Raw genomic sequence first — 25590 nt, forward strand, 5'->3', positions numbered from 1 at the left:
GCGTTCGGGCCATCGAGGCTGAGGCGGTTGCGGTGCATCTGCAATGCGCCGGCAAGCGCAATTGTGGATCGCCCGGCATCCCCTTGTCAGGTCGGCAAGGAACGCGCGATACACTCCGGCAGATGCGCCCGGCCCCGTCCACCCGTCCTGCGCCGCTTGACATGATGCGGGTCCAGGGCTGGCAGGATGGACGGCGCGGATTCCATGCATCCGTTGTGAATCATTAACTTGCGAAATATATTGAATCCTTTTAATCACCTTGGTGCCGGCCTTTCGCGCCGCCGCTTCGTCACCGGCATGGGCGTCTCGGCTGCCGGGCTGTGCCTGCCCGCCTCGGCGCTGGCCGCGCCGGACGCCGCCGGCCCGGTATCGGTCCCCGAACTGCGCGGCACCGAATTCGACCTGGCCATCAGTGCCACCCCGGTCGACTTCACCGGCCGCGCGCGCAGCGCGGTGACCGTCAACGGCTCGCTGCCGGCCCCGCTGCTGCGCTGGCGCGAGGGCGACACGGTCACGCTGCGGGTGGCCAACCGGCTCGGCGTGGACACTTCGTTGCACTGGCACGGCATCCTGCTGCCGGCCGACATGGACGGCGTGCCGGGCTTCAGCTTCCACGGCATCCGCCCGGGCGAGACCTTCACCTACCGCTTCCCCCTGCGCCAGTCCGGCACCTATTGGTACCACGCCCACTCCAGCATGCAGGAGGCGCTGGGCCTGTACGGCGCGATCGTGATCGAGCCGCGCCAGCCCGACCCGATCGCCGCCGACCGCGACTACGTGGTGCTGCTGTCGGACTGGAGCGACAAGGACCCGCATGCGCTGGTGCGCGAGCTGAAGATCGACGCGCACTACTACAACCGCTACCAGCAGACCGCCGGCGATCTGCTGCGCGACGCCCGCCGCGATGGCTGGCTCGCCACGCTGCGCGACCGCGCCGCCTGGGGCCTGATGCGTATGAGCCCGACCGATCTGGCCGACGTCAACGGGCTGACCTACACCTTCCTGATGAACGGCATCACGCCCGATGGCAACTGGACCGGCCTGTTCCGCAAGGGCGAGCGCGTGCGCCTGCGCTTCGTCAATGGCGCGGCGATGACCTTCTTCGACGTGCGCATCCCGGGTTTGAAGATGACCGTGGTCGCCGCCGACGGCCAGCCGGTGCACCCGGTGTCGGTGGACGAGTTCCGCATCGCCGTGGCCGAGACGCTGGACGTGATCGTCGCCCCGACGGAGGACCAGCCCTACACCGTGTTCGCCCAGGCGATGGACCGCAGCGGCTACGCGCGCGGCACGCTGTCGCCGCGCCCCGGCCTGCAGGCTCCGGTACCGCCGCTGGACCCGCGCGCGCTGCTGACGATGGAGGACATGGGCCACGGCGGCCACGGCACGAAGGGCATGGAGGGCGGTTGCGGCGCGACGATGGGCGAAGGCGGCTGCGGCGCGCACATGGGCCACGGCACGCACGGCGGCGCGGCGATGATCGCCCACCCCGCCAGCGAGGCCGGCAACCCGGCGGTGGACATGCAGACGATGACGCCGACCCGCCGCCTGGACGATCCGGGCATCGGCCTGCGCGGCAATGGCCGCCGCGTGCTGACCTACGCCGACCTGCACAGCGCCTTCGACGACCCGGACCCGCGCGAACCCGGCCGCGACATCGAACTGCACCTGACCGGCAACATGGAGCGCTACGTCTGGGGCTTCGACGGCATCCCGTTCTCCAGGGCGCAGCCTGTCCGCCTGCGCTACGGCGAGCGCGTGCGCATGCGGCTGGTCAACGACACGATGATGGAGCACCCCATCCACCTGCACGGCATGTGGAGCGATCTGGAAAGCGCCGACGGCCGCTTCCAGGTGCGCAAGCACACCGTCAGCGTGCCGCCGGGCAGCATCCGCAGCTTCCGCGTCAGCGCCGACGCGCTGGGCCGCTGGGCCTTCCACTGCCACATGCTGCTGCACATGGAGCTGGGCATGTTCCGCGAAGTGAGGGTGGAGGCATGAAGCCCGCAGCCCTGCTCGCCTGCCTGCCGCTGTGCCTGCTCGCCCCCGTCGCGCTGGCCCAGCACGATCACCACGCCGGCCATGCCGCCACGCCGCAGGCGCAGCGCCAGCCCGACCCGCACGCGCACCACGATCACGCGCAGCACAGCGCGCAACAGCGTGCGTCGCAACAGAACAACGGCGACGCACCGCCGCCGCCCGCGCCGCATCCCTTCCCCATTCCTAGCGACGCCGATCGCGCCGCCGCCTTCCCCGACCTGCACGGCATGGACATGGCCGATCACATGCAGGAGGACCCGCTGATCGGCGTGCTGCGCTTCAACCAGCTCGAATCGGTCGAAGGCGACGCCGCCCACTGGAGCCTGTCCGCCGGCCTCGGCCGCAGCTACGACAAGCTGTGGCTGCACAGCGAGGGCCATCGCGAGGGCGGCCACGGCGATGGCAGCGTCCACCTGCTCTGGGCGCACGCGACCGGACCCTGGTGGGACCGCGTGATCGGCCTGCGCCAGGACTTCGGCGGTGGCCCGTCGCGGCAGTGGCTGGCGGTCGGCGTGCAAGGTCATGCGCCCTACCTGTTCGAGGTCGAGGCCACGGCTTACCTCGGCGAATCCGGCAGGTTGGCGGCCCAAATTGAAGTGGAATATGAAGTCCTGCTGACCAACCGGCTGATCCTGCAACCCAAGCTGGAAACGATGTTCCACGGCAAGGCCGACCCGCAGCGCGGCATCGGCCGCGGCCTCAGCGAGGCGGAACTGGGCCTGCGCCTGCGCTACGAATTCAGCCGGCGGTTCGCGCCCTATGTCGGCTATGCCTGGTCGCGCGAGTTCGGCGACACCGCCGACCTGTCCCGCGCCCACGGCGAATCGCCGCGCGAGCAGGGCTGGGTGGCGGGCCTGCGCTTCTGGTTCTGAACGGCTGGAGACAGAACCCTTGACCCTGGAGCCGGGTCAAGGGAGCAGAATGGCAACCGTCCCCGAATCGGAACGGCCCCATGAACATCGGCCAGTTCGCCCGCCTCGCCGGCGTGGCCATCGACACCGTCCGCTACTACGAGCGCCAGCAGTTGCTGCCGCCGCCCACCCGCACGCCAGGCGGCTACCGCCAATACGGCGCCGACGACGTGCTGAGGCTCAACTTCATCCGTCGAGCCAAAGGCCTGGGCTTCACTCTTGAGGAAATACGCGAACTGCTGGCACTCAGCGCCGGCCACGGCGGCGACATGGCGCAGATGAAGGCCGCCGCCGCGCACAAGCTGGCGGTGGTGGAGGAACGGCTGGCCGAACTGGCCCGCATGCGCGCCGCCCTGCAAAAACTGGTCGAAGCCTGCCCCGGCCACGGCACGCTGGCCGCCTGCCCGATCATGGCCGCCCTGACCCAGGATCCCGAATGAACCCGCAAACTCCCCCGCACCCAGGCGCAGCTCCGGACGCCGGCCAGCCTTCCCCCGCCCCGCGCAGCTGCTGCGGCGGCCACCACCGCGCCCCGGACTCCGCACAGGACACCGGACAGGCGCTGGACCCGGTCTGCGGCATGCGCGTGGATCCGGCGACCTCGGTCCACCGCGCCGAGCACGCAGGCCGTACCTACCATTTCTGCCGCGAAGGCTGCCGCGCGAAGTTCGTCGCCGACCCCGCGCGCTACCTGGCGCCGGCCACGCCTGCGCCGCCGGCACCGCCCGGCACGCAGTACACCTGCCCGATGGATCCGGAGATCGTCCGCGACGCCCCCGGCACCTGCCCCATCTGCGGCATGGCGCTGGAACCGATGATGCCGTCGCTGGACGAGGGCGAGAACCCGGAACTGACCGACTTCCGCCGCCGCTTCTGGATCACCCTGCCGCTGAGCGCGGCGACGATGCTGCTGGCGATGGGCGGCCATTACCTGCCCTGGCTTTCGCCCGCCGCGCGCGGCTGGCTGGAACTGGCGCTGAGCACGCCGGTGGTGCTGTGGGCGGCGTGGCCGTTCTTCCAGCGCTGGGCGCAGTCCATCGCCAACCGCAGCCCCAACATGTGGACGCTGATCGGCACCGGCGTGGCCGCCGCCTACGGCTACAGCGTGGTCGCCACGGTCGCGCCGCAGCTGTTCCCGCCTTCCTTCCACGAGCACGGCCGGGTCGGCGTGTATTTCGAGGCCGCGGCGGTGATCGTCTCGCTCACCCTGCTCGGCCAGTTGCTGGAACTGAAGGCGCGCGCGCGCACCGGCAGCGCGATCAAGGCGCTGCTGGGGCTTGCGCCGAAGACCGCGCGCCGGCTGCGCGACGACGGCGGCGAGGAAGACGTGGAACTGGCCCAGGTGCAGGTCGGCGATCGCCTGCGCGTGCGCCCGGGCGAGCAGGTGCCGGTCGACGGCGAGGTGCTGGAAGGCCGCTCCCACCTGGACGAGTCGATGCTGACCGGCGAGCCGGTGCCGGTCGCCAAACAGCCGGGCGACGCGGTCATCGGCGCCACCCTCAACGGCGCCGGCAGCCTGATCATCCGCGCCGACAAGGTCGGCGGCGAGACCGTGCTGGCGCAGATCATCCAGTTGGTCGCGCAGGCGCAGCGCTCGCGCGCACCGATGCAGCGGCTGGCCGACCGGGTCTCGTTCTGGTTCGTGCTCGGCGTGCTGGCCGCCTCGCTGCTGACGCTGCTCGGCTGGGGCCTGCTCGGTTCCTCGTGGACCTATGCCGTGCTCAACGCGGTGTCGGTGCTGATCATCGCCTGCCCCTGCGCGCTGGGCCTGGCCACGCCGATGTCGATCATGGTCGCCAGCGGGCGCGCCGCGCAGGGCGGCGTGCTGTTCCGCGACGCCGAGGCGATCGAGACGCTGCGCCGGATCGACACCCTGATCGTCGACAAGACCGGCACCCTGACCGAAGGCCGGCCGGCGTTCCGCGAGATCCAGGCCGCTTCCGCCTTCCCGCCCGACCAGGTGCTGCGGCTGGCCGCCAGCCTCGACGCCGGCAGCGAGCATCCGCTGGCGCAGGCCATCGTCGCCGAGGCGCGCGCGCGCGGCGTCGCGCTGGCCAGGGCGGAAGACTTCGAATCGGCCACCGGCGTCGGCGTGCGCGGACGCGTCGAAGGCCATGCGCTGGCGCTGGGCAACACCGCGCTGATGGACGAGGAAGGCATCGATGTCGCGGCACTGCGCCAGGCCGCCGACGCGCTGCGCGGCGACGGCGCCAGCGTGATGTTCCTGGCGGTGGACGGCAAGGCGGCGGGCCTGATCGCGGTCGACGATCCGATCAAGGCCAGCACCCCGCACGCGATCGACGCGCTGCGCCGGGCCGGCGTGCGCATCGTGATGGCCACCGGCGACGGCGAACGCACCGCCCGCGCGGTCGCCGCCAGGCTCGGCATCGACGAAGTGCACGGCGAGGTGCGCCCGGCCGACAAGGCCGCGCTGGTGTCGCGGCTGCAGCAGGAGGGCCGCCGGGTGGCGATGGCCGGCGACGGCATCAACGACGCCCCGGCGCTGGCCGCGGCCGACGTCGGCATCGCGATGGGCACCGGCACCGACGTGGCGATGTCCAGCGCGCAGGTCACCCTGGTCAAGGGCGACCTGCGCGGCATCCTGCGCGCGCGCGCGCTGTCGCAGGCGACCGTGCGCAACATGCGCCAGAACCTCGCCTTCGCCTTCCTCTACAACGCCCTCGGCGTGCCGGTGGCGGCCGGCCTGCTGTACGCCTTCGGCGGCCCGCTGCTGTCGCCGATGCTTGCCGCGCTGGCGATGAGCCTGAGCTCGACCTCGGTGATCGCCAATGCGCTGCGGCTGCGGCGCGCGCGGCTGCCGTTGTCGGATTGAGGCGCCGCGTGCGGCGGACGTGTCCGGGTTCGCGGTGCAAGGACGCTTCGTGCTGGACGTTCCATCGTTCGCGGCACGTGCTCGAAACCCGGAAACCCAGGGCGAAAAAATTTCGCGGCGAATGCTTGCAAGTGGCCGGAAGCCTATCTACAATTCCGCTCCTGCCAGCACACGTGGGGCCATAGCTCAGCTGGGAGAGCGCTTGCATGGCATGCAAGAGGTCGCCGGTTCGATCCCGGCTGGCTCCACCAACTTCCGACACCAGGCCTGTCGGATGCCGCAGGAAATACACGAGCTTCACTGCGTCCCCATCGTCTAGAGGCCTAGGACATTACCCTTTCACGGTAGCGACCGGGGTTCGAATCCCCGTGGGGACGCCACCCTTCCGAAAGCCCCGACTCCGGTCGGGGCTTTTTTCTTGCGCCGCCCGCGGCCTTGACGGGAAAAAGACACCGGTTGCCGTATCACTGCGCTGCGGTGGCCAGGCTCGACCGGCTCATCCGTTGAGACGGGGTTGGATCAAGCTGTTCCCTTGCGCCAGGAGCCTGCCGATGATGCCGCTTTCTCTCGCCGATGAACTGCTTTCGCAACTGCCGCCGCACCGCGACGTGCGCTGGACCGCGGCCGGCCTGGGCCTGGACGAGGCCAGCTTCCACGCGGTCGCGCGGCGGGTGCTGGAACTGGAGACCGCCGGCTCGATCGACGTGCTGGACATGGGCAGCGGCTCGAACGGCGGCTCGCGGCTGGATGCCATCTGCTTCGTGAAACGGCTCTGACCCGCATACCGGGTCCACGGATTGGCCGTCGTCAGGCCACGTCCAGCGTGGTCGCGCACGCCGGCCGCAGCGTCGCCACGCCATGCCCCTGTTCGGCCAGGTATTCCAGCCACTTGCCGAGGAAGGTGTTCATCCGCATCCGGTGGCCGACCACTTCGGCCGGCGGCGGATAAAGGCCGATCACGTCCTGCCAGCGCCGGCCCACATAGCAATGGGTGGCCTCGGCCTGGTGGGCGTCGCGGTAGTAGCGGATGAAGGCGGAAGGATCCGGTTCGCCGGTCAGCGGATCGCGCAGGTCGTAGGTGATCCGCAGCTCGACGGTGTAGCGGTGGGTCTCGATGACGTCCACCCGCACGTCCAGCCCGTCGCCGATCGACGAGACGTAGGTGCCCTCGGCCAGGCGCTCCGGCGCGAACAGCCGCGACAGGCGCGAATGGTTCTCCGCGTACAGCGCCATCAGCCAGCCGAAGCGGCTGAGCCTGGGGATGCGCGCGACGCGGGAAAGGGCCTGGGACATGGCCCGATGCTACACGCTGGCGCGACGGCGCGGCAGCATTGACGCCCCTGCGCGTGCGGCCTAAGTTAAGGATTGATCCCGGCGCTTTCCGCGCATCGCTTGCGCCGCCGCCACGGCGCTTTCAGAACATCTCGCGCTGCAACCCCAGCGTCGTCAGCACCTTGCTGGAGATCTCCTCGATAGACTTGTTGGTGGTGCTGAGCGTGGGGATGCGCTCCATCTGGAACATCACCTCGGCCGCGGCCACCTCGCGCCTGCAGGTCTCCAGCTTGGCGTAGCCCGAATTCGGCCGTCGCTCCTGCCGGATCTGGTGCAGGCGCTCGGGATCGATGGTCAGGCCGAACAGCTTGCGCCGGTACGGCCGCAGCCGCACCGGCAGGCGATCGGTTTCCAGGTCCTGATCGGTCAGCGGATAGTTGGCCGCGCGGATGCCGTAGTGCAGCGCCAGGTACACGCAGGTCGGCGTCTTGCCGGCGCGCGACACCGCCACCAGGATCACGTCGGCCTCGTCGTAGTTGATGGCGATGCCGTCGTCGTGGGTCAGCGCGAAATTCATCGCGTTGATGCGCCGGTGGTAGGTCTCGAAATCCACCAGCCCGTGCGCGTGGCCGACGCGGTTCTGCCTCGGCATGCCCAGTTCGCGCTCCAGCGGCTCGATGAAGGGCTCGAACACGTCCAGCATCAGCGCCCCGCTCTCGGCCAGCCGCGCGGTCAGCTGCGGGTCCACGCAAGAATTGATCACGATCGGCCGGCAGCCCAGCCGTTCGCCGGCCGCGCGGATGCGCGCGGCCGCCTCGCGCGCCTTGTCGGCGTCGTCGACGAAGGAAAGGCGGTCGGTCTGGAAGGTGAAGCCGGAGAACTGGGTCAGCAGGCTGTGGCCGATGGTCTCGGCGGTGATACCGGTTCCATCGGAAACATAGAACACCGGCCGGAGGACGGGAACCGCGCCACGCTCGTCATTCACCACGAAACCCCCGTCGGATCAAGCTTGTCTGCAATTGGTCTGCATAGCATCATATCCGTCTCTTTCCCCCTTGGACACGGCCTGGCCGGGAGTCTCGGCGCGGCGCACGGTCCTGCATTGGAGCATTGTCGCTTGAACGAGAACATCCTCTGGCTGCACGAGCTGCGCCTGTCCGATCTTGCCCGCGTCGGCGGCAAGAACTCCTCGCTCGGCGAAATGATCGGCAACCTGGCCGGACTCGGCGTGTCGGTGCCCGGCGGCTACGCCACCACGGCCGAGGCGTTCAAGGCGTTCATCGCCCACAACGACCTGTCCAAGCGCATCTTCGACCGGCTGGCCACGCTCGACGTCGAGGACGTGCCGGCGCTGACCGCGGTCGGCAGGGAAATCCGCGGCTGGGTCATCGACGCGCCGCTGCAGCCCGACCTGGACCGCGACATCCGCGACGCCTACGCGCGCCTGTGCGCGGAGAACGGCGGCGGCGAGGTGGCGGTGGCGGTGCGCTCGTCGGCCACCGCCGAGGACCTGCCCGACGCCTCGTTCGCCGGCCAGCAGGAAACCTTCCTCAACGTCAGCGGCGCCGACGACATCGTGCACAAGGTCAAGGAGGTCTTCGCCAGCCTCTACAACGATCGCGCCATCGCCTACCGCGTCCACCATGGCTTCAAGCACGAGGACGTGTTCCTGTCGGCCGGCGTGCAGCTGATGGTGCGCTCGGACGTCGGCGCCTCCGGCGTGCTGTTCACCCTGGACACCGAGTCCGGCTTCCGCGACGTGGTGTTCGTCACCGCCAGCCTGGGCCTGGGCGAGATGGTCGTGCAGGGCGCGGTCAACCCCGACGAGTTCTACGTCTACAAGCCGACGCTGAAGGCCGGCAAGCCGGCGATCCTGCGCCGCTCGCTCGGCAGCAAGGCGATCCGCATGGTCTATTCCGACCAGCCGGGCGAGCGCGTGCGCACCGAGGACACCCCGGCCGAGCTGCGCGGCAGGTTCTCCATCGGCGACGAGGACGTGCACGAGCTGTCGCGGCAGGCGCTGACCATCGAGCAGCACTACGGCCGCCCGATGGACATCGAATGGGCCAAGGACGGCGTCAGCGGCAAGCTGTTCATCGTGCAGGCACGGCCGGAGACGGTGAAGTCGCGCGGCCAGGCCACCCGGATCGAGCGCTACGCGCTGGAGAAGCGCGGCGAGGTGATCGCCGAGGGCCGCGCCATCGGCCAGAAGATCGGCAGCGGCGTGGCGCGCGTGGTGCGCTCGCTGGAGGACATGAACCGCGTGCAGCCCGGCGACGTGCTGGTCGCCGACATGACCGACCCGGACTGGGAGCCGGTGATGAAGCGCGCCGCCGCCATCGTCACCAACCGCGGCGGCCGCACCTGCCACGCGGCGATCATCGCGCGCGAGCTGGGCGTGCCGGCGGTGGTCGGCACCGGCAACGCGCTGGACCTGATCGAGGACGGCAAGGACGTGACGGTGAGCTGCGCCGAGGGCGACACCGGCTTCATCTACGCCGGCGCCCTGCCCTTCGAGCGCACCACCACCGACCTGGCGCAGATGCCGCCGGCGCCGCTGAAGATCATGATGAACGTCGCCAACCCCGAGCGCGCGTTCGACTTCGGCCAGCTGCCCAACGCCGGCATCGGCCTGGCGCGGCTGGAGATGATCATCGCCAGCCACATCGGCGTGCACCCGCTGGCGCTGCTGGAATACGACCGCCAGGACGCCGAGACCAGGAGGAAGATCGACGCCAAGACCGCCGGCTACGCCGACCCGGTCAGCTTCTACGTCGATCGCCTGGCCGAGGGCATCGCCACCATCACCGCCTCGGTGGCGCCGCACCCGGTGATCGTGCGGCTGTCGGACTTCAAGTCCAACGAATACGCCAACCTCGTCGGCGGCAGCCGCTACGAGCCGCACGAGGAGAACCCGATGATCGGCTTCCGCGGCGCCAGCCGCTACGTCGATCCTTCGTTCGAGCCCGCGTTCGCGCTGGAATGCCAGGCGGTCAAGCGCGTGCGCGAGCAGATGGGCCTGGATAACCTGTGGGTGATGATCCCGTTCGTGCGCACGCTGGACGAGGGCCGCAAGGTCATCGAGGTGCTGGCCAAGCATGGCCTCAAGCAGGGCGAGCGCGGCCTGAAGATCATCATGATGTGCGAGGTGCCGTCCAACGCGCTGCTGGCCGACGAGTTCCTCGACATCTTCGACGGCTTCTCGATCGGCTCCAACGACCTGACCCAGCTCACCCTGGGCCTGGACCGCGACTCGTCCATCGTCGCCGGCCTGTTCGACGAGCGCGACCCGGCGGTCAAGAAGATGTTGTCGATGGCGATCAAGGCCGCGCGCGCCAAGGGCAAGTACGTCGGCATCTGCGGCCAGGGGCCGAGCGATCACCCGGACCTGGCCGAATGGCTGATGGCCGAGGGCATCGAGTCGGTGTCGCTGAACCCGGACACCGTGGTCGATACCTGGCTGCGGCTGGCCAAGCGCAAAGCCGGGTAACCCGCCTCCCGCCTTTGAATGTAGAGCCGAGCTTGCTCGGCTCGCGCGCGCACGAAGCAGCCGGGCAAGCCCGGCCCTGCAGACCGGTTGCGGGCAACGGCCCGCGCCGAGATCAGCCGCCCGACAGCCGGCTCATGTGCCTGCGGTAATGGCGCAGTTCCTCGATGGAATCGCGCACGTCGCTGAGCGCGGTGTGCGCCGACTGCTTGCGCACGCCCTCGAGCACGCCCGGCGCCCAGCGCCGCGCCAGTTCCTTCAGCGTGCTCACGTCGAGGTTGCGGTAGTGGAAGTACTTCTCCAGCCGCGGCATCAGCCGGTGCAGGAAACGGCGGTCCTGGCAGATCGAATTGCCGCACATCGGCGAGGCGCCGGCCGGCAGCCACTGCGAGAGGAAGTCGACGGTGAGCGCTTCCGCCCGCCCCAGGCTGGCCTGGCTGTCGAGCACGCGCTGCCACAGGCCGGAGCGGCGATGCTGGTTGCGGTTCCACTCGTCCATCGCCTCTAGCGCCTCCAGCGGATGGGCGATGGCCAGTTCGGGCCCTTCGGCCAGCACGTTGAGCTGAGAGTCGGTCACCACGGTGGCGATTTCGAGGATGGAATCCCGATCAGTATCCAGCCCGGTCATTTCGAGATCGATCCAGATCAGGCGATCGTGGTTGGCCTTGTCGACAGTCATGCATCCGCCTTGTCAGGGAAATCCATCAGGAAATTGCGGGAAACCCGCGCCATCGCCATGATAGCGCAGACCTTCCCGGCGCCCGCCCATGAACGACGTCAGCCACTACGCCATCCTCAGCGCCATGCTGGCGCCGGCCTTCTTCCTCACCGCCACCGCCTCGCTGCTGCTGTCGGCCAACAACCGCCTGGCCCGCATCATCGATCGCACGCGCACGCTGTTGCAGGAGCTGCCCCAGCTCGAGGACGAATCCGAGCGCCTGCTCCACGAACAGCGCATCGCGCTGCAACGCCGCCGCAGCCTGACCATGCTGCGCGCCGGCCAGTTGCTGTACGTGGCGCTGAGCTTCTTCGTCGGCACCAGCCTGTCGGTGGCGGTGGACAGCTTCCTCGACCACCGGCTCGGCAAGCTGCCGATCCTGCTGGCCGCACTGGGCGTGCTGGCGATGTTCGCCTCCAGCCTGTTGCTGGCGCGCGAGTCCACGCTGGCGGTGACCGCGATCAACGAGGAGATGGATCACCGGCATGCGCGCAAGCCGCCCCGCTGAACCGGCGAGCGCGGGCTTGCGCGGCGGGCTTCACAGCGGCGGCCTGCCGCGCTTGGCGCGGAAGTAGTTGCTCAGCCGGCGCCCGGCCTCCTCGCCCAGCACGCCGCCGCTGACCGCCACGCGGTGGTTGTGGCGCGGGTCAGCGATCAGGTCGAACACGCTGCCGCAGGCGCCGGTCTTGGGATCGCGCGCACCGTAGACCAGCCGCGTGACCCGCGCATGCACGATCGCCATCGCGCACATCACGCACGGCTCCAGCGTCACGTACAAGGTGGTGCCGACCAGCCGGTGGTTGCCCAGCGTCCTGCCCGCCTCGCGCATGGCCATGATTTCGGCATGCGCGCTGGGGTCGTGATCGGCGATGTTGCGGTTCCAGCCCTCGCCCAGCACCCGGCCATCCGCGCCGACCAGCACCGCGCCGACCGGGATCTCGCCGAATTCGCGCTCGGCGCGGTCAGCCAGGGCGAAGGCGTGGCGCATCCAGTGCTCGTCGGCCTCCGGACCGGTCACGGCGCCAGACGCCCCGTCGCCGGCTCCGCTGGTGAGGATCTTCGTCATTCCGTGCGTCCCGTCATCGGCCCGCATTGTATAGCGGCGCCTGATCCGGAGCTCCGTGGCGGCCGCCCCGCGCCCGCTTCAATGCGACGGCGTGTCCGCCGATGGCGCCGCGGCGAACTTCGTACCCGGATCACTCCCACTCGATGGTCGCCGGCGGCTTGCCTGAGATGTCGTAGACCACCCGCGAGACGCCGCGCAGTTCGTTGATGATGCGGTTGGAAACCGTGCCGAGGAACTCGTACGGCAGGTGCGCCCAGTGCGCGGTCATGAAGTCGATGGTCTCCACCGCGCGCAGCGCGATCACCCACTCGTAGGCGCGGGCGTCGCCGACCACGCCGACCGACTTGACCGGCAGGAACACCGCGAACGCCTGCGAGGTCTTGTCGTACAGGTCGGCCTTGCGCAGCTCGTCGATGAAGATGGCGTCGGCGCGGGCCAGCAGTTCGGCGTACTCGCGCTTCACTTCGCCGAGGATGCGCACGCCCAGGCCGGGGCCGGGGAACGGGTGGCGGTAGACCATCGTGCGCGGCAGGCCGAGTTCGACGCCGAGGCGGCGCACTTCGTCCTTGAACAGTTCGCGCAGCGGCTCGACCAGGCCCAGCTTCATGTGCTCGGGCAGGCCGCCGACGTTGTGGTGGCTCTTGATGACGTGGGCCTTGCCGGTCTTGCTGCCGGCCGACTCGATCACGTCCGGATAGATGGTGCCCTGCGCCAGCCACCTTGCGTTGGCCAGCTTGTTCGACTCCTCCTCGAAGATCTCGACGAACAGGTTGCCGATGATCTTGCGCTTGGCCTCCGGGTCGGCCACGCCTTCCAGCGCCTTGAAATAGCGCTCGGCGGCATCGACGCGGATGACCTTCACGCCCATGTGCTCGGCGAACATCGCCATCACCTGGTCGCCTTCCTGCCAGCGCAGCAGGCCGGTGTCGACGAACACGCAGGTCAGCTGCTCGCCGATGGCCTTGTGCAGCAGCGCCGCCACCACCGACGAGTCGACGCCGCCGGACAGGCCCAGGATCACTTCGTCCGAACCGACCTGCTCGCGCACGCGGGCGATCTGGTCGTCGATGATGTTGGCCGCCGTCCACAGCGTCCTGCAGCCGCAGATCTCGGTGACGAAGCGGCGCAGCAGGGTCTGGCCCTGCTTGGTGTGGGTGACTTCCGGGTGGAACTGCACGCCGTACCAGCGCTTTTCCTCGCAGGCCATCGCCGCGACCGGGATGCGGTCGGTGACCGCGGTGACGGTCCAGCCCGGCGGCGCCTGGGCGACGTGGTCGCCGTGGCTCATCCACACGTCGATGCGCGGCTCGCCCTGGTGATCGCTCAGCCCGCCCAGCAGCGCGTCGTGCGCGACCAGTTGCACCTCGGCATGGCCGAACTCGCGCGCGTCGGCGGCCTCGGTGGCGCCCCCCAGCTGCGCGGCCAGCGTCTGCATGCCGTAGCAGATGCCCAGGATCGGCAGGCCGCTGTCGAACACCTGCTGCGGCGCGGCCGGCGCGCCCTGCTGGGTGGTCGATTCCGGCCCGCCGGAGAGGATGATGCCCTTGGCCCCGAACGCGGCTATCTCGTCCGGATCGTGATCCCAGGCCCAGATTTCGCAGTACACGCCGATCTCGCGGATGCGGCGGGCGATCAGCTGCGTGTATTGCGCGCCGAAGTCGAGGATGAGGATCTTGTCGGTGTGGAGGTTGGTCATGGGGCGAGGAGTGAGCGGAGAGGAGTGAGGAGTGAGTAAGAGCGGGACAAGAAAGAAGAAGAGGAGCACCGGAGCTTTCCCTCACTCCTCACTCCTCTCCGCTCACTCCTCGCTTCACCCCATGCGGTAGTTCGGCGGTTCCTTCGTAATCTGCACGTCGTGGACGTGGCTCTCGCGCTGGCCGGCGCCGGTGATGGTGACGAAGCTGGGCTTCTGCTGCATTTCCTCGATGGTCGCGCAGCCGACGTAGCCCATCGCCGCGCGCAGGCCGCCGATCAGCTGGTGGATGATGCCGCCGACCGATCCGCGGTACGGCACGCGGCCCTCGATGCCTTCCGGCACCAGCTTGTCGGCGTCGGAGGCGTCCTGGAAATAACGGTCCTTGCTGCCCTTCTCCATCGCGCCCAGGCTGCCCATGCCGCGGTAGCTCTTGTAGCTGCGGCCCTGGAACAGCTCGACCTCGCCCGGCGCTTCCTCGGTGCCGGCGAACAGGCCGCCGATCATCACCGTCGAGGCGCCAGCGACGATCGCCTTGCCGATGTCGCCGGAATAGCGGATGCCGCCGTCGGCGATCAGCGGGATGCGGCCCTGCAAGGCCTCGGCGACCATGCTGATCGCGGTGACCTGCGGCACGCCGACGCCGGCGACCATGCGGGTGGTGCAGATCGAGCCGGGACCGACGCCGACCTTGACCGCGTCCGCGCCGGCGTCCATCAGCGCCAGCGCGGCGTCGCCGGTGACGATGTTGCCGCCGATCACCTGCAGCTGCGGGAAGCGCTTCTTGGCCCAGGCCACGCGATCCAGCACGCCCTGCGAATGGCCGTGCGCGGTGTCGACGATGATGACGTCCACGCCGGCGGCCACCAGCGCCTCGATGCGCTGGTCGGTGTCGCCGCCCACGCCGACCGCCGCGCCGACCATCAGCCGGCTGGCGCAGTCCTTGGCCGCGTTGGGGTTGTCGGTCTTCTTCTGGATGTCCTTGACGGTGACCAGGCCGCGCAGCTCGAAATCGTCGTTGACCACCAGCACCTTCTCGATGCGGTTCTTGTGCAGCAGCTGCAGCACCTCGCCGTCGCTGGCGCCTTCCTTGACCGTGATCAGGCGATCCTTCTTGGTCATGATGTGGCGGACCGGATCGTCGAGCTTGGTCTCGAAGCGCATGTCGCGGCTGGTGACGATGCCGACCAGCTGCCCGCCGTCCACCACCGGCACGCCGGAGATGTTGCGATCGCGGGTGAGCTGGAGCACCTCGGCGATGGTGGTCTCAGGGCCGACCGTGAAGGGTTCCTTGATGACGCCGGCCTCGAACTTCTTGACCTTGGCCACTTCGGTGGCCTGCTGCTCGACGGTCAGGTTCTTGTGGACGATGCCGATGCCGCCGAGCTGGGCCATCGCGATGGCCAGGCGCGCCTCGGTGACGGTGTCCATCGCCGCCGAGACGATCGGCAGCTTCAGCCGCAGGTCGCGCGTGAGCCGCGTTTCCAGGCTGACGTCCTTGGGCAGTACGGTGGAATGGGCGGGGACGAGCGAGACGTCGTCGTAGGTGAGTGCTTCGGCCTGGATGCGCAGCATCGGCTGACCCGGATGGTGGGGAAGCGCGGCATTATACCCCGCTTCGCAGGCGCTCCGACACCTTCGGCAGGAAGCTGTTTTCCCCCTGCCCGTTTTTCGTGGGAGCGACGTCAGTCGCGACGGGCTTTACCGGGTTAAGGCCCGTCGCGACTGACGTCGCTCCCACATCAGGTCGACTCGCCCAGCGCCGCCTCGGCCGCCTCGATCGTGTTCTGCATCAGCGTGGCCACGGTCATCGGCCCCACCCCGCCCGGCACCGGCGTGATCCAGCTCGCGCGCGCGGCCGCCGCGTCGAAGCCGACGTCACCCACCAGCCGGCCGTCGTCGAGGCGGTTGATGCCCACGTCGATGACCACCGCGCCCGGCTTGACCCATTCGCCCGGGATCAGGCCCGGCCGCCCCACCGCCACCACCAGGATGTCGGCGTCGCGCACGCGCGCCTCCAGCACGTCCGGCGGGGTGAACTTGTGGCAGCTGGTCACCGTGCAGCCGGCGATCAGCAGTTCCAGCGCCATCGGCCGACCGACGTGGTTGCTGACGCCGACGATGGTGGCGTTCTGCCCGCGCACCGGCCGGTCGGTATAGGCCAGCAGCGTGGTGATGCCGCGCGGCGTGCACGGGCGCAGGCCGAACTGGCGCAGCGCCAGGTGGCCGACGTTGGCCGGGTGGAAGCCGTCCACGTCCTTGCGCGGGTCGATGCGCTCGATCAGCGCGCTGGCGTCGGGGATGCCGGGCAGCGGCAGCTGCACCAGGATGCCGTGGATCTTCGGATCCGCGTTGAGGCGGTCGATCAGCGCCAGCAGCTCGGCCTCGCCGGTGCCTTCCGGCAGGTCATGGTCGAAGGCCTCGATGCCGACCTTCTCGGCGGCACGGCGCTTGTTGCGCACGTAGACCGCCGAGGCCGGGTCGCCGCCGACCAGCACCACCGCCAGCCCGGGCCGCGAACGGCCGGCGGCCACGCGCGCATCGACGCGCGCCTTGAGTTGATCGAGCAGGTTTTCGGCGACGCGGCGGCCGTCCAGGATTCGGGCAGTCATCGGGGGAACGGGTATGGAGTGCCGCCATTGTCCTCCATCCGCGTGCCCGGTTTCCAACGGCGCGCGGGCGCAGAACCTTCACGACGCCGTGTAGGCCACGCTCTCGCTGCGCATCCGGCTTGGGCGCCGGTCAACTTCCACCCGCGCAGAAGCGCTGGTAGTCGATGTAGCCCGGGAACGGCCGCCCCGGCGCGCACAGCGGGCAATCGGGGTCGGCGCGCAGGCGGGTCTCGCGGAAGCGCATCGCCAGCGCGTCGAAGTGCAGCAGCCGCCCGGCCAGCGTGTCGCCGATGCCGAGCAGCAGCTTCAACACCTCGGCCGCCTGCACCAGCCCGACGATGCCGGGCACCACGCCCAGCACGCCGGCTTCGGCGCAGTTGGGCGCGAACTCCGGCGACGGCGGTTCCGGGAACAGGCAGCGGTAGCACGGGCAGCGGCCGCGATGGCGGCCGGCGTCGAACACGCTGGCCTGCCCCTCGAAGCGCTGCACCGCGCCGTACACCAGCGGCTTGCCGTGCCGGATGCAGGCGTCGTTGAGCAGGTAGCGCACCGGGAAGTTGTCGGCGCCGTCCAGCACCACGTCCACGTCCTGCATCAGCGCGTCGACGTTGGCGGCGGTGACGCGCTCGCGGACCGGCTCGATGCGGGTGCGCGGGTTCAGCGCCGACAGCGTGGCCTGCGCCGAATCGACCTTGGGCAGGTCGATGCGCGCCTCGCCGTGCAGGATCTGCCGTTGCAGGTTGCTGCGATCGACCACGTCGTCGTCGACGATGCGCAACCGGCCGACGCCAGCCGCGACCAGGTAGTACGCCGACGGCGAGCCCAGCCCGCCCGCACCTATCAGCAGCACCCGCGCGCGCTCCAGCCGGCGCTGCCCGGCCGCACCGACCTCCGGCAGCAGCAGGTGGCGCGAATAGCGCTCGTTGAAATCGCGCCGATCTTCGTCCAGCACCGGCTCGAACGCCGGCAGCCCTTCCTCCAGCCAGCGCGAGGTGCCGCCGGCCACCGACGCCAGCCGCGCATAGCCCTGCGCCGACAAGGCCCGCGCCGCCGCCAGCGAGCGCGCGCCGCGCTGGCAGATCAGCACCACCTCGACCTCGCGATCGGGCAGGTGAAGCGCCGGCTCGGCTTCCAGCTCGGCCCGGGCGATGCCCAGGCTGCCTTCGGCCTGGCCGCCGGCGCGCTCGTGTTCCTCGCGCACGTCGATGAAGCGCGCGCCGCGCGCCAGGCGCTCGCGAACCTGTCGCGGATCGATTTCCTCGATGCTCATGGCGCGATTATCGCGCAACCGGCCCGACAACGGTTTCCCACCCGGGTCTGGAGCCGACGTCTTTAGCGCCGAGCTTGCCCGGCGGCGGGATGCCGAAGGAGCGGAGCAACTCCCGCTCTACGGCATGCCAGGAATGGTAGCGCCCGCCCCCAATCGTGAGACGAATCTCAATAAGCGATGATTTCCACCACATCGCCGGCGGCATGGTCGCGCAGGCCTTCCTCCAGCACGATCAGCGCATCGCTGTCGGCGGCCGCGCGCAACTGGTGCGAGGCGTCGGCCGGATGCGGCCGCACCGACAGCCTGCCGTCTTCGCCGTGATGCAGGCCGCCGCGGAGGAACTCGTGGCGCTCCTGCGTCTTGCGCCAGGCCGTCGCCAGCACGGCATGCCGGCGCGCCCGCGCGGCCCTGCCCTGCAAGCCGTCCAGCAACGGCCGGCCCAGCGCCAGGAAGGTCGCCAGCGCCGACACCGGATTGCCCGGCAGCGCCAGCACCGTCGCGCGATCCCACTGGCCGCACAGCACCGGCATGCCCGGCTTCATCCGCACCTTCCAGAAATCGATGCGGCCATGCGCGCGCAGCAGCTCCGGCAGGTGATCCTTCTGCCCGGCCGACACCCCGCCACAGGTGATCACCACGTCGAAGGCCGAAGCGGCGTCGCCCAGTTGCGAGGCCAGCCGCGCCGGATCGTCCGGCAGCGCCGGCCACGCGGTCGGCTCCAGCCCCTCGGCGCGCAGCAGCGCCATCAGCAGTTCGCGGTTGCCGTTGTAGATCTGCCCCGGCTGCAGCGGCAGCCCCGGCTCGACCAGTTCGTCGCCGGTGGTGAACACCGCCACGGTCGGCCGCGCCGACACCTCGACGGCGTCCACGCCTAGCGCTGCCAGCAGCCCCAGCCGCGCCGGCGTCAACACATCACCGGCGCGCAGCACCGTCTCGCCGGCGGCCACGTCCTCGCCGGTGCGGCGGATGTCCGCACCGGGCGCGGGCGCGCCTTCCACGACGATGGCCTCGCCTTCCTCGCGCACCCGTTCGCGGATGACCACGGTGTCCGCGCCGGCCGGTATCGGCGCACCGGTGGTGATGCGCACGCACTGGTCCGCGTCCACCCGCACCGGCACGGCGGCACCGGCGAACTGTTCGCCCACGATGTCCAGCCTGACCGGCGCGTCGGCGCGCAGATCCGCGTGGCGCACGGCATAGCCGTCCATGCGGCTATTGTCGAACGAAGGCAGCGCGATCGGCGCGGCGAGATCGTGCGCGACGATGCGGCCATCGGCGCGCCGGGTCGCCACCCGCTCGGCCGGCAGCCGCCGGCGCGCGGCGGCATCGCGCACGATGCGCAGCGCTTGCGCGTAGCCGATGCGGGTCGGGAAGCCTTCCGCCACGGTGCCGTCCCCGCGGCTACTTGCCGCGCTTGACGTGGCGGATCAGCCGGCGCTTCTTCGCCACCTGCCGCTCGCTCAGCACGTTCTTCTTGCCCTCGTAGGGGTTGGCGCCTTCCTTGAAGATGAAGCGCACCGGCGTACCGACCAGCTTGAAGCGCTTGCGGAAGAAGTTCTCCAGGTAGCGCTTGTACGAATCCGGCAGCACCTTCAGGCGGGTGCCGTGGACGATGAAGGTCGGCGGGTTGGCGCCGCCCGGATGCACGTAGCGCAGCTTGGAGGCGTGGCCGCGGATGCTCGGCGGCGGGTTGGTCTCGCAGGCGATTTCCAGCGCCTTGTTGACCTCGCTGGTGCCGAACTCGCGCGTGGCCGAGGCGTGCGCGCGGTGGATGGCGGCGAACAGCTCGCGCAGGCCCGAGCCGTACCTGGCCGAGATGCGCACCGCCTCGGCCCATTCGACGAAGCTCAGCTTGCGCCCCAGCAGCGCCTCGGTCTGCTCGCGCTGGTAGGTGGTCAGCCCGTCCCACTTGTTGACCGCCACCACCAGTGCGCGGCCAGCATCGAGGATCGCGCCGAGCACGCTGGCATCCTGGTCGGTCACGCCCTCGGTGGCATCGAGCAGCAGCACCGCGACCTGGCACTGCTCGATGGCCTGCAGGGTCTTGACGATGGAGAACTTCTCCACCGCCTCGTCCACCCGCGACTTGCGGCGCAGGCCGGCGGTGTCGACCAGCCGGTACAGGCGGCCGTCGCGTTCCAGGTCCACCGCGATCGAGTCGCGCGTGGTGCCCGGCACCTCGGAGGCGATCATGCGCTCCTCGCCGAGCAGGCGGTTGACCAGCGTGGACTTGCCGACGTTGGGCCGGCCGACGAAGGCGATGCGCATGCGCGCCGGATCCTGGTCCAGCGCCTCGACCTGGCCCTGCTCGGGCAGGCGTTCGAGCACCTCGTCGATCAGGTCGTCGATGCCCTGCCGGTGCGCGGCCGAGATCGCCAGCACGTCGCCGAAGCCGTAGCGGGCGAAATCCGAACGCGCGGTGGTCTCGTCGATGCCGTCGATCTTGTTGATCACCAGCACGGTCGGGCGCGCGGCCTTGCGCAGCCAGGCCAGGATGTCGTCGTCCAGCGCCGAGGCGCCCTCGCGGCCGTCGACGATGAACAGCACCAAGTCGGCCTCCTCGGCCGCCGCGCGCGCCTGCCGCGCGGTCGCGCCCGCCAGTCCCTCCTCCTCGCCGGCGATGCCGCCGGTGTCGACCACGGCGAAATGGCGCTGGTCCTGCGGGCGGCAGATGCCGTAGTGGCGGTCGCGGGTCACCCCGGGCTGGTCGTGGACCAGCGCGTCGCGGCTGCGGGTCAGCGCGTTGAACAGCGTCGATTTGCCCACGTTGGGGCGGCCCACCAGGGCGACGAGAGGCAGCATGTGGAAACGATCATCCGGGTCTGTGCGGCAAGGCTACCGCATCGCCCGCCCATCAGCGGGTGACGCGCAGGGAAGCGGCGGGCGGGCCGCCGCAAAAAAACGAACGGGAACCGCCGCCTGCGCGACGATTCCCGTGTGGCGCGGAACGCCTGATTCAGCGCAGGCGGAAGGCGGTCAGCTCGCCTTCGACATCCTGCACCAGCAGCAGGCCGTCGGCCTCGACCGGCTGGGCGCGGATCGGCTTGCGGCCGGTGCGCGCGCGCGCGGCCTGCTCGCCGTTGTCCAGCCGCAGCCAGTGCAGGTAGCCGTCCAGATCGCCGACGACCGCATAGTCGCCCTGCACGGTCGGCGCGGTCAGCGAGCGGCGCAGCAGGGTCTTGTTCGACCACATCGGCGAACCGCTGTACTTGTCCAGCGCCCAGACGGTGCCGCCGAGGTCGGACACCAGCACGTAGCTGCTGCTCACGTCCAGACCGCCGACGCCGCCATTCTCGCGCGTCCACAGCGGACGCCCGCTCGGGCCTTCCAGGGCGGTGGTTTCCTGCTTGAAGCTGGTGGCGTAGACGGTGGTGCCTTCCAGCACCGGCGCGCCGTCCACGTCGGCCATGCGCTCCAGTTCGCTGCGGCCGTCGGCCACGGCGACGGTGCGCTCCCACAGCATGCGGCCGTCGTTGATGGCCAGCGCGGCCAGCGTGCCGTCGTCATTGCCGACGAACGCCAGCCCCGGCCCCAGCGTCAGCGACGCATTGCCGCGCACGGTCAGGTTGGGCAGTTCGCGGGTCCAGAACCAGCGGCGGGTGCCGTCGGCGGCGCCGAACGCCGACACGCGGCCGTCGTTGGAACGCACCAGCACCAGTCCCTGGCCGATGGCCGGCGCGGCGATGACCTCGCCGGTCACCTTGGCGCGCCACTTCTCGGCGCCGCTGTCGGCGTCGAGCGCGATGACCTGGCCGTCGAGCGTGCCGATGGCCACCAGGCCCTCGCCGGCGCCGGGACCGCCGGACAGGCGCAGTTCGGGCTGCTTCTTGATCTTCTCGGGCTGGTAGCGCCACAGCACGCGGCCGGTCTGCAGGTCGAGCGCGCGCACGCCGCCCTCGACCGCGGCCGCGTAGACGCGCCCGTCATGCACCACCGGCGCCTGCCGGATCCCCAGGCGATCCTCGCCCTTGCCAAGGTTGACGCTCCAGGCCTTGGCGACCTCGGCCGAAGCGCTGAAGTCGACCAGTTCGGCCGGCTCGGTGGGCTTTTCGTCGGGCTTGTCCTTGCCGCCGAACCAGCCCTTGACCGTGCTGCAGCCGGACAGCGCGCCGGCCACGGCCAGCACCACCAGCGCGCGATGCGCGAAGGAAAGACGGCGCATCAGCCCTGCTCCTCCGCGCGGGTGGGCAGGCCGCCGGTATCGGCGAGCTTGATTTCGAGCAGGCGCCGCTGCGGCGCGGCGACGTCGAGCGCGGTCAGCGCACGCGAATAGGCGTCACGCGCCTCGTCCTGCTTGCCGGTGACCAGCAATGCGTCGCCACGCGCTTCCAGGCCGGCCGCGTCGGTGGCGCCGGCCAGCAGGGTGACCGCGTCGGCGGGCTTGCCGCTCTCGGTCAGCAGGCGCGCCAGCCGCACGTTGACCAGCGACTGCAGCGCCGGCTCGGGATCGATGCCGCGCAGGGTCGCGAGCGCGGCGTCGGTCTGGCCGGCCTCCGCCTGCGCCCTGGCCAGCCGCAGCGCGGCCAGTTCGGCGTATATCTTCTTGTCTGACAGGCCGGCGATGGCCGAGCGTGCCTTCTCCAGATCGCCGCCAGCGATGCTCTCCACGGCCGCCTGGTAATCGGCATGGGCCTTCTGCTGGCTGCCGAGCAGGTGCTTCTGCCACCACTGCCAGCCCAGGATCACCGCAAGGCCCAGGGCCACGCCACCCACCAAGGTGGTGGCGTTGTTCCTGAGCCAGCTGCGGACGCGTTCGCTTTGTTCGTGCTCGTCGAGCAGATCGTCAATCGCCATGCGTACTCGTAATGCCCCGTCTGGCGGGGTCTTGTGTGGTTGGACAGACCCGCGTGCGGGTCAGTCGGCGACCGGCGCGAGGGAACCCTCAGAGGATACCGTAAAGCGCGCGACATTCGCTCGCCGGTACGGCGTCAGGTCCACCGTACTACCGGATTGCTGAACCTCGACCGCGCCGGCATTGCCCAGCACCACGCGCGCGACCTGGCCGCCGGCGTAGCTGCGCTCCTCGCCGGCCTTGAGCAGCGACTGCTCCAGCGTGCTGCCGTCAGGCGCGGTGATCCGCACCCAGCTGTCGCCGGTCAGGCGCAGGCGCAGCGCAGGCGCCGACGGCCTCGGCAACGGCGCGATGGAAGCGACATAGGGCTTGGCGGGCGGCCGCGACGAAGCCGTTGCCGGCGACGCGGCGGCATCGCCACTCGCACCGGGCAGCGCCGATGGCACGTCCAGCGAAGCGGTCTGCCCGTCGCCGCCGTTGAGGTGCGGCCGCGTGGCCAGCCACACCGGCACCGCGATGGCGGCGGTGATCACGATGTAGACCGCGCGCCTGGCCATGCTTTCGAACACGCGCTGGAAGCGCGGCGTATGGCTGTGGCTGACCAGTTCGGGGGGCGGCGTGGTTTCCAGCTCCACCCGCTGCAGGAACGGCTCGACGTCGATCTTGAGCAGTCGGGCGTAGCTGCGCAGCTGGCCGCGCACGAACACCGGCGCCCCGAGCAGTCCCCACTGCCCCTGCTCCAGCGCCTGCAACACCTTCAGCGGCATCTTCAGGCGCTGGCTGACTTCCTGCAGCTCCAGCCCCGCCTGCTCGCGCGCCTCCCTCAGCACAATCCCGCAGTCCAGGGCGGACTGCGTCTGGATCCGGTTTGAATCGGTCATGGCACTGCATTTCCCCCGAGATTCATGGCATCGACCGCACCGGGAAACTCCGCCCGCAATCGCTGAACATATCGACTCGCAGCAGCCTTGTCGCCCAGTTCTTCCTCTATCTGTGACGCGAGTTTTAACACGTCGGCATTGGCCGGCGCAGCCGCCAGGCGCCTTTCGATGAAGGCGCGCGCCTCGAAATAACGCTGCCGGCGGTATTCGTGCTGCGCCATCGCCGCCAGCGCGAACGCATTGGCCGGTTCGAGTTCGAGCGCCCGGCGCAGGTCGCGGCCGGCACGCTCGTGCTGGCCGCTGCGCGAGGCACAGCCGCCGGCATTGGCCAATGCCGCGGCCGGCGTGGGGTAATCCGGGTCCGCCAGGGCGCGGTCGAACCACACCAGCGACTCGGCCGGGAAGCCATTGCCGCACAGCCAGGCGCCATAGTTGTTCTGCACCGCGCCGTTGCCGGGCGCCAGCTCGGCGGCGCGCTTGTAGTGCTGGCCGGACTGCTCCACGCGCCCGCGGCCGTCCTCGATCACCGCCAGCAGCGTATGGGCGTCGACCGACTGCGGATCGTCCTTGAGCAGTTGCCGGGCCTCGCGCTCTGCCTCGTCCAGCTGACCGGCCCGCAGGCGCTGGCTGGCGCGGATCAGGCGCTCCTGGTTGCCCATGCGCTTCTTGGTCGCGGCGCTGTCGCTGACCCGGTACTCGGGGGCAATCTGTTCGCCGTCCTTGCGCTCCATCTTCGGCTTGACGAAGGTCAGGCGGCTGCAGCCGGCCAGCAGCACGCAGGCGATCAACAGCAGCCAGAACCCCTTATGCCGCATCGTCCACGCCCTGCGACTGCAACTGGCGGCGGAATTCGGCCTGCCGGCGGGTGCGATCCATCACCTGCCCCTTCAACTGCCCGCAGGCCGCGTCGATGTCGTCGCCGCGCGTGCGGCGGACCATCGTCAGCACCTGCGCGTCGAGCAGGATCTTCTGGAAGGCGCGGATCTGCGCCTCGTCCGAGCGCTCGTAGCGGGTGCCGGGGAAAGGATTGAACGGGATCAGGTTGACCTTGCCCGAATCGCGCGCCTGCACCGCGTTGTCGAACCGGCGCATCAGCGCGGCGAGCTGGCGGGCGTGCTCGGGCTGATCGTTGACGCCCTTCATCAGCGTGTATTCGAAGGTCACCGAGTCGCGCTTCCTGTTCGCGCGCAGGTAGCGCGCGCACGAGGCCATCAACTCGGCGATCGGGTATTTCCTGTTGAGCGGCACCAGCTGCTCGCGCAACTCGTCGTTGGGCGCGTGCAGCGACACCGCCAGCGACACGTCGCTCTCGCTGGACAGCCGGTCGATCATCGGCACCAGCCCGGCGGTGGACAGCGTCACCCGCTTGTTGGCCAGGCCGTAGCCGAGATCGTCGCGCATCACGCTCATCGCGCGCACGACGTTGTCGAAGTTCATCAGCGGCTCGCCCATGCCCATCATCACCACGTTGGTCAGGCGGCGCTGCTGGTGCGGCACGTTGCCCAGGTGGCGCGCGGCCACCCACACCTGGCCGATGATCTCGGCGGTGGTCAGGTTGCGGTTGAAACCCTGGGTGGCGGTCGAGCAGAAGCTGCAGTTCAGGCCGCAGCCGACCTGCGAGGACACGCACAGCGTGCCGCGCCCCTTGTCGGGGATGTAGACGGTCTCGATGGCGTTCCTGCCATCGTCACCCATCGCCAGCAGCCACTTGTGGGTGCCGTCGGCGGAGGGCTTGTCGAACACCACGTTGGGGACGACGACCTCGGCATGCGCGTGCAGCTTGGCGCGCAGCGCCTTGCCGAGGTCGGTCATCTGGTCGAAGTCGGTGACGTAGCGGTGGTGGATCCACTTCATCACCTGGTGGGCGCGGTAGCGCGCTTCGCCGAGGGTCTCGGCGAAGAAGCGCTCCAGCCCCTCGCGATCGAGCTCGAGCAGGTTCTGCCTGCGCACGGCGATGCCGGCGAGCGGCTCGCCGGTGGTCGTCACGCTGGGAATCTGCACGGGTTCGCTCACGG

22 protein-coding genes and 2 tRNA genes are annotated in these 25590 nt (G+C 70.0%); 9 read left to right on the forward strand and 15 right to left on the reverse strand.

Annotated elements, in window-relative coordinates; translation table 11 throughout:
* Window positions 1-297 precede the first annotated feature (297 nt).
* The 7 genes from AAG688_RS09455 to AAG688_RS09485 all read left to right on the forward strand — a co-directional run bounded on the left by AAG688_RS09455 (window position 298) and on the right by AAG688_RS09485 (window position 6560).
* Window positions 298-2001: a copper resistance system multicopper oxidase gene (locus AAG688_RS09455; protein WP_411832013.1), complete on the forward strand. Its 1704-nt coding sequence runs from the start codon at window positions 298-300 to the stop codon at window positions 1999-2001.
* Window positions 1998-2912, forward strand: coding sequence for a copper resistance protein B (locus tag AAG688_RS09460; RefSeq protein WP_411832014.1), 915 nt, complete (start codon window positions 1998-2000; stop codon window positions 2910-2912). The genes AAG688_RS09455 and AAG688_RS09460 overlap by 4 nt, the downstream gene beginning before the upstream one ends.
* 80 nt (window positions 2913-2992) lie before the next feature.
* Complete coding sequence (locus AAG688_RS09465; protein WP_411832015.1) at window positions 2993-3391, forward strand: MerR family transcriptional regulator; 399 nt, start codon at window positions 2993-2995, stop codon at window positions 3389-3391.
* 140 nt (window positions 3392-3531) lie between these two features.
* The gene (locus tag AAG688_RS09470) at window positions 3532-5784 is read left to right on the forward strand and encodes a heavy metal translocating P-type ATPase (RefSeq protein ID WP_411834974.1); all 2253 of its coding nucleotides are present in this window, start codon (window positions 3532-3534) and stop codon (window positions 5782-5784) included.
* Between the two features lie 175 nt (window positions 5785-5959).
* Window positions 5960-6035: transfer RNA gene (locus AAG688_RS09475), tRNA-Ala, on the forward strand.
* Between the two features lie 53 nt (window positions 6036-6088).
* A tRNA-Glu gene (locus tag AAG688_RS09480) sits at window positions 6089-6164 on the forward strand.
* Window positions 6165-6335: 171 nt separating this feature from the next.
* On the forward strand, window positions 6336-6560 hold the full coding sequence (locus AAG688_RS09485; protein WP_411832016.1) for a hypothetical protein: 225 nt from the start codon (window positions 6336-6338) through the stop codon (window positions 6558-6560).
* A 31-nt stretch (window positions 6561-6591) separates the two neighbouring features.
* On the opposite strand, the gene AAG688_RS09490 is transcribed toward AAG688_RS09485, so the two are convergent.
* Window positions 6592-7077, reverse strand: a complete 486-nt coding sequence (locus tag AAG688_RS09490; protein ID WP_411832017.1) for a DUF1249 domain-containing protein — start codon at window positions 7075-7077, stop codon at window positions 6592-6594.
* A 121-nt stretch (window positions 7078-7198) separates the two neighbouring features.
* The gene (locus AAG688_RS09495) at window positions 7199-8041 is read right to left on the reverse strand and encodes a pyruvate, water dikinase regulatory protein (protein WP_411832018.1); all 843 of its coding nucleotides are present in this window, start codon (window positions 8039-8041) and stop codon (window positions 7199-7201) included.
* A gap of 132 nt (window positions 8042-8173) precedes the next feature.
* On the opposite strand from AAG688_RS09495, the gene ppsA reads away from it, so the two are divergent.
* A complete protein-coding gene (gene ppsA, locus AAG688_RS09500) occupies window positions 8174-10546 on the forward strand; it encodes a phosphoenolpyruvate synthase (protein ID WP_411832020.1) in 2373 nt (790 codons plus the stop codon).
* A 112-nt stretch (window positions 10547-10658) separates the two neighbouring features.
* Here ppsA and orn read toward each other — a convergent pair whose 3' ends face one another.
* Complete coding sequence (gene orn, locus AAG688_RS09505) at window positions 10659-11222, reverse strand: oligoribonuclease (protein ID WP_411832021.1); 564 nt, start codon at window positions 11220-11222, stop codon at window positions 10659-10661.
* A gap of 88 nt (window positions 11223-11310) precedes the next feature.
* Here orn and AAG688_RS09510 point away from each other — a divergent pair, with 88 nt between their 5' ends.
* Window positions 11311-11769 carry a DUF2721 domain-containing protein gene (locus AAG688_RS09510; protein WP_411832023.1) on the forward strand — a complete coding sequence of 153 codons (459 nt, stop codon included), beginning with the start codon at window positions 11311-11313 and terminating at the stop codon, window positions 11767-11769.
* Window positions 11770-11799: 30 nt separating this feature from the next.
* Here the strand turns inward: AAG688_RS09510 and tadA are convergent, their stop codons facing one another.
* The 12 genes from tadA to rlmN form a co-directional block, all read right to left on the reverse strand.
* Window positions 11800-12249, reverse strand: a complete 450-nt coding sequence (tadA, locus tag AAG688_RS09515) for a tRNA adenosine(34) deaminase TadA (protein WP_411834975.1) — start codon at window positions 12247-12249, stop codon at window positions 11800-11802.
* Between the two features lie 208 nt (window positions 12250-12457).
* The gene (gene guaA / locus AAG688_RS09520; RefSeq protein ID WP_411832025.1) at window positions 12458-14023 is read right to left on the reverse strand and encodes a glutamine-hydrolyzing GMP synthase; all 1566 of its coding nucleotides are present in this window, start codon (window positions 14021-14023) and stop codon (window positions 12458-12460) included.
* 114 nt (window positions 14024-14137) lie between these two features.
* Window positions 14138-15595 (reverse strand): IMP dehydrogenase, encoded by a 1458-nt coding sequence (gene guaB, locus AAG688_RS09525; protein WP_411832027.1) that lies wholly within the window; start codon window positions 15593-15595, stop codon window positions 14138-14140.
* Between the two features lie 167 nt (window positions 15596-15762).
* Window positions 15763-16632, reverse strand: a complete 870-nt coding sequence (folD, locus tag AAG688_RS09530) for a bifunctional methylenetetrahydrofolate dehydrogenase/methenyltetrahydrofolate cyclohydrolase FolD (protein ID WP_411832029.1) — start codon at window positions 16630-16632, stop codon at window positions 15763-15765.
* 130 nt (window positions 16633-16762) lie between these two features.
* Entirely contained in the window at window positions 16763-17902 is a 1140-nt protein-coding gene (moeB, locus tag AAG688_RS09535) for a molybdopterin-synthase adenylyltransferase MoeB (RefSeq protein WP_411832031.1), read from the reverse strand.
* A gap of 167 nt (window positions 17903-18069) precedes the next feature.
* On the reverse strand, window positions 18070-19287 hold the full coding sequence (gene glp / locus AAG688_RS09540; RefSeq protein WP_411832032.1) for a gephyrin-like molybdotransferase Glp: 1218 nt from the start codon (window positions 19285-19287) through the stop codon (window positions 18070-18072).
* Between the two features lie 16 nt (window positions 19288-19303).
* Window positions 19304-20704, reverse strand: coding sequence for a ribosome biogenesis GTPase Der (gene der / locus AAG688_RS09545; protein ID WP_411832033.1), 1401 nt, complete (start codon window positions 20702-20704; stop codon window positions 19304-19306).
* 154 nt (window positions 20705-20858) lie between these two features.
* On the reverse strand, window positions 20859-22064 hold the full coding sequence (gene bamB / locus AAG688_RS09550; protein WP_411832035.1) for an outer membrane protein assembly factor BamB: 1206 nt from the start codon (window positions 22062-22064) through the stop codon (window positions 20859-20861).
* Complete coding sequence (locus AAG688_RS09555) at window positions 22064-22696, reverse strand: YfgM family protein (protein WP_411832036.1); 633 nt, start codon at window positions 22694-22696, stop codon at window positions 22064-22066. Before AAG688_RS09555 ends, bamB begins: the two co-directional genes overlap by 1 nt.
* 60 nt (window positions 22697-22756) lie before the next feature.
* Window positions 22757-23575: a helix-turn-helix domain-containing protein gene (locus AAG688_RS09560; RefSeq protein WP_411832038.1), complete on the reverse strand. Its 819-nt coding sequence runs from the start codon at window positions 23573-23575 to the stop codon at window positions 22757-22759.
* A complete protein-coding gene (gene pilW / locus AAG688_RS09565) occupies window positions 23572-24390 on the reverse strand; it encodes a type IV pilus biogenesis/stability protein PilW (RefSeq protein ID WP_411832039.1) in 819 nt (272 codons plus the stop codon). Before pilW ends, AAG688_RS09560 begins: the two co-directional genes overlap by 4 nt.
* Entirely contained in the window at window positions 24380-25588 is a 1209-nt protein-coding gene (rlmN, locus tag AAG688_RS09570; RefSeq protein ID WP_411832040.1) for a 23S rRNA (adenine(2503)-C(2))-methyltransferase RlmN, read from the reverse strand. Before rlmN ends, pilW begins: the two co-directional genes overlap by 11 nt.
* Between the last annotated feature and the right edge of the window lie 2 nt (window positions 25589-25590).

The sequence above is a fragment of the Pseudoxanthomonas mexicana genome (assembly GCF_046736355.1).
Taxonomy (GTDB): Bacteria; Pseudomonadota; Gammaproteobacteria; order Xanthomonadales; family Xanthomonadaceae; genus Pseudoxanthomonas_A; species Pseudoxanthomonas_A mexicana_B.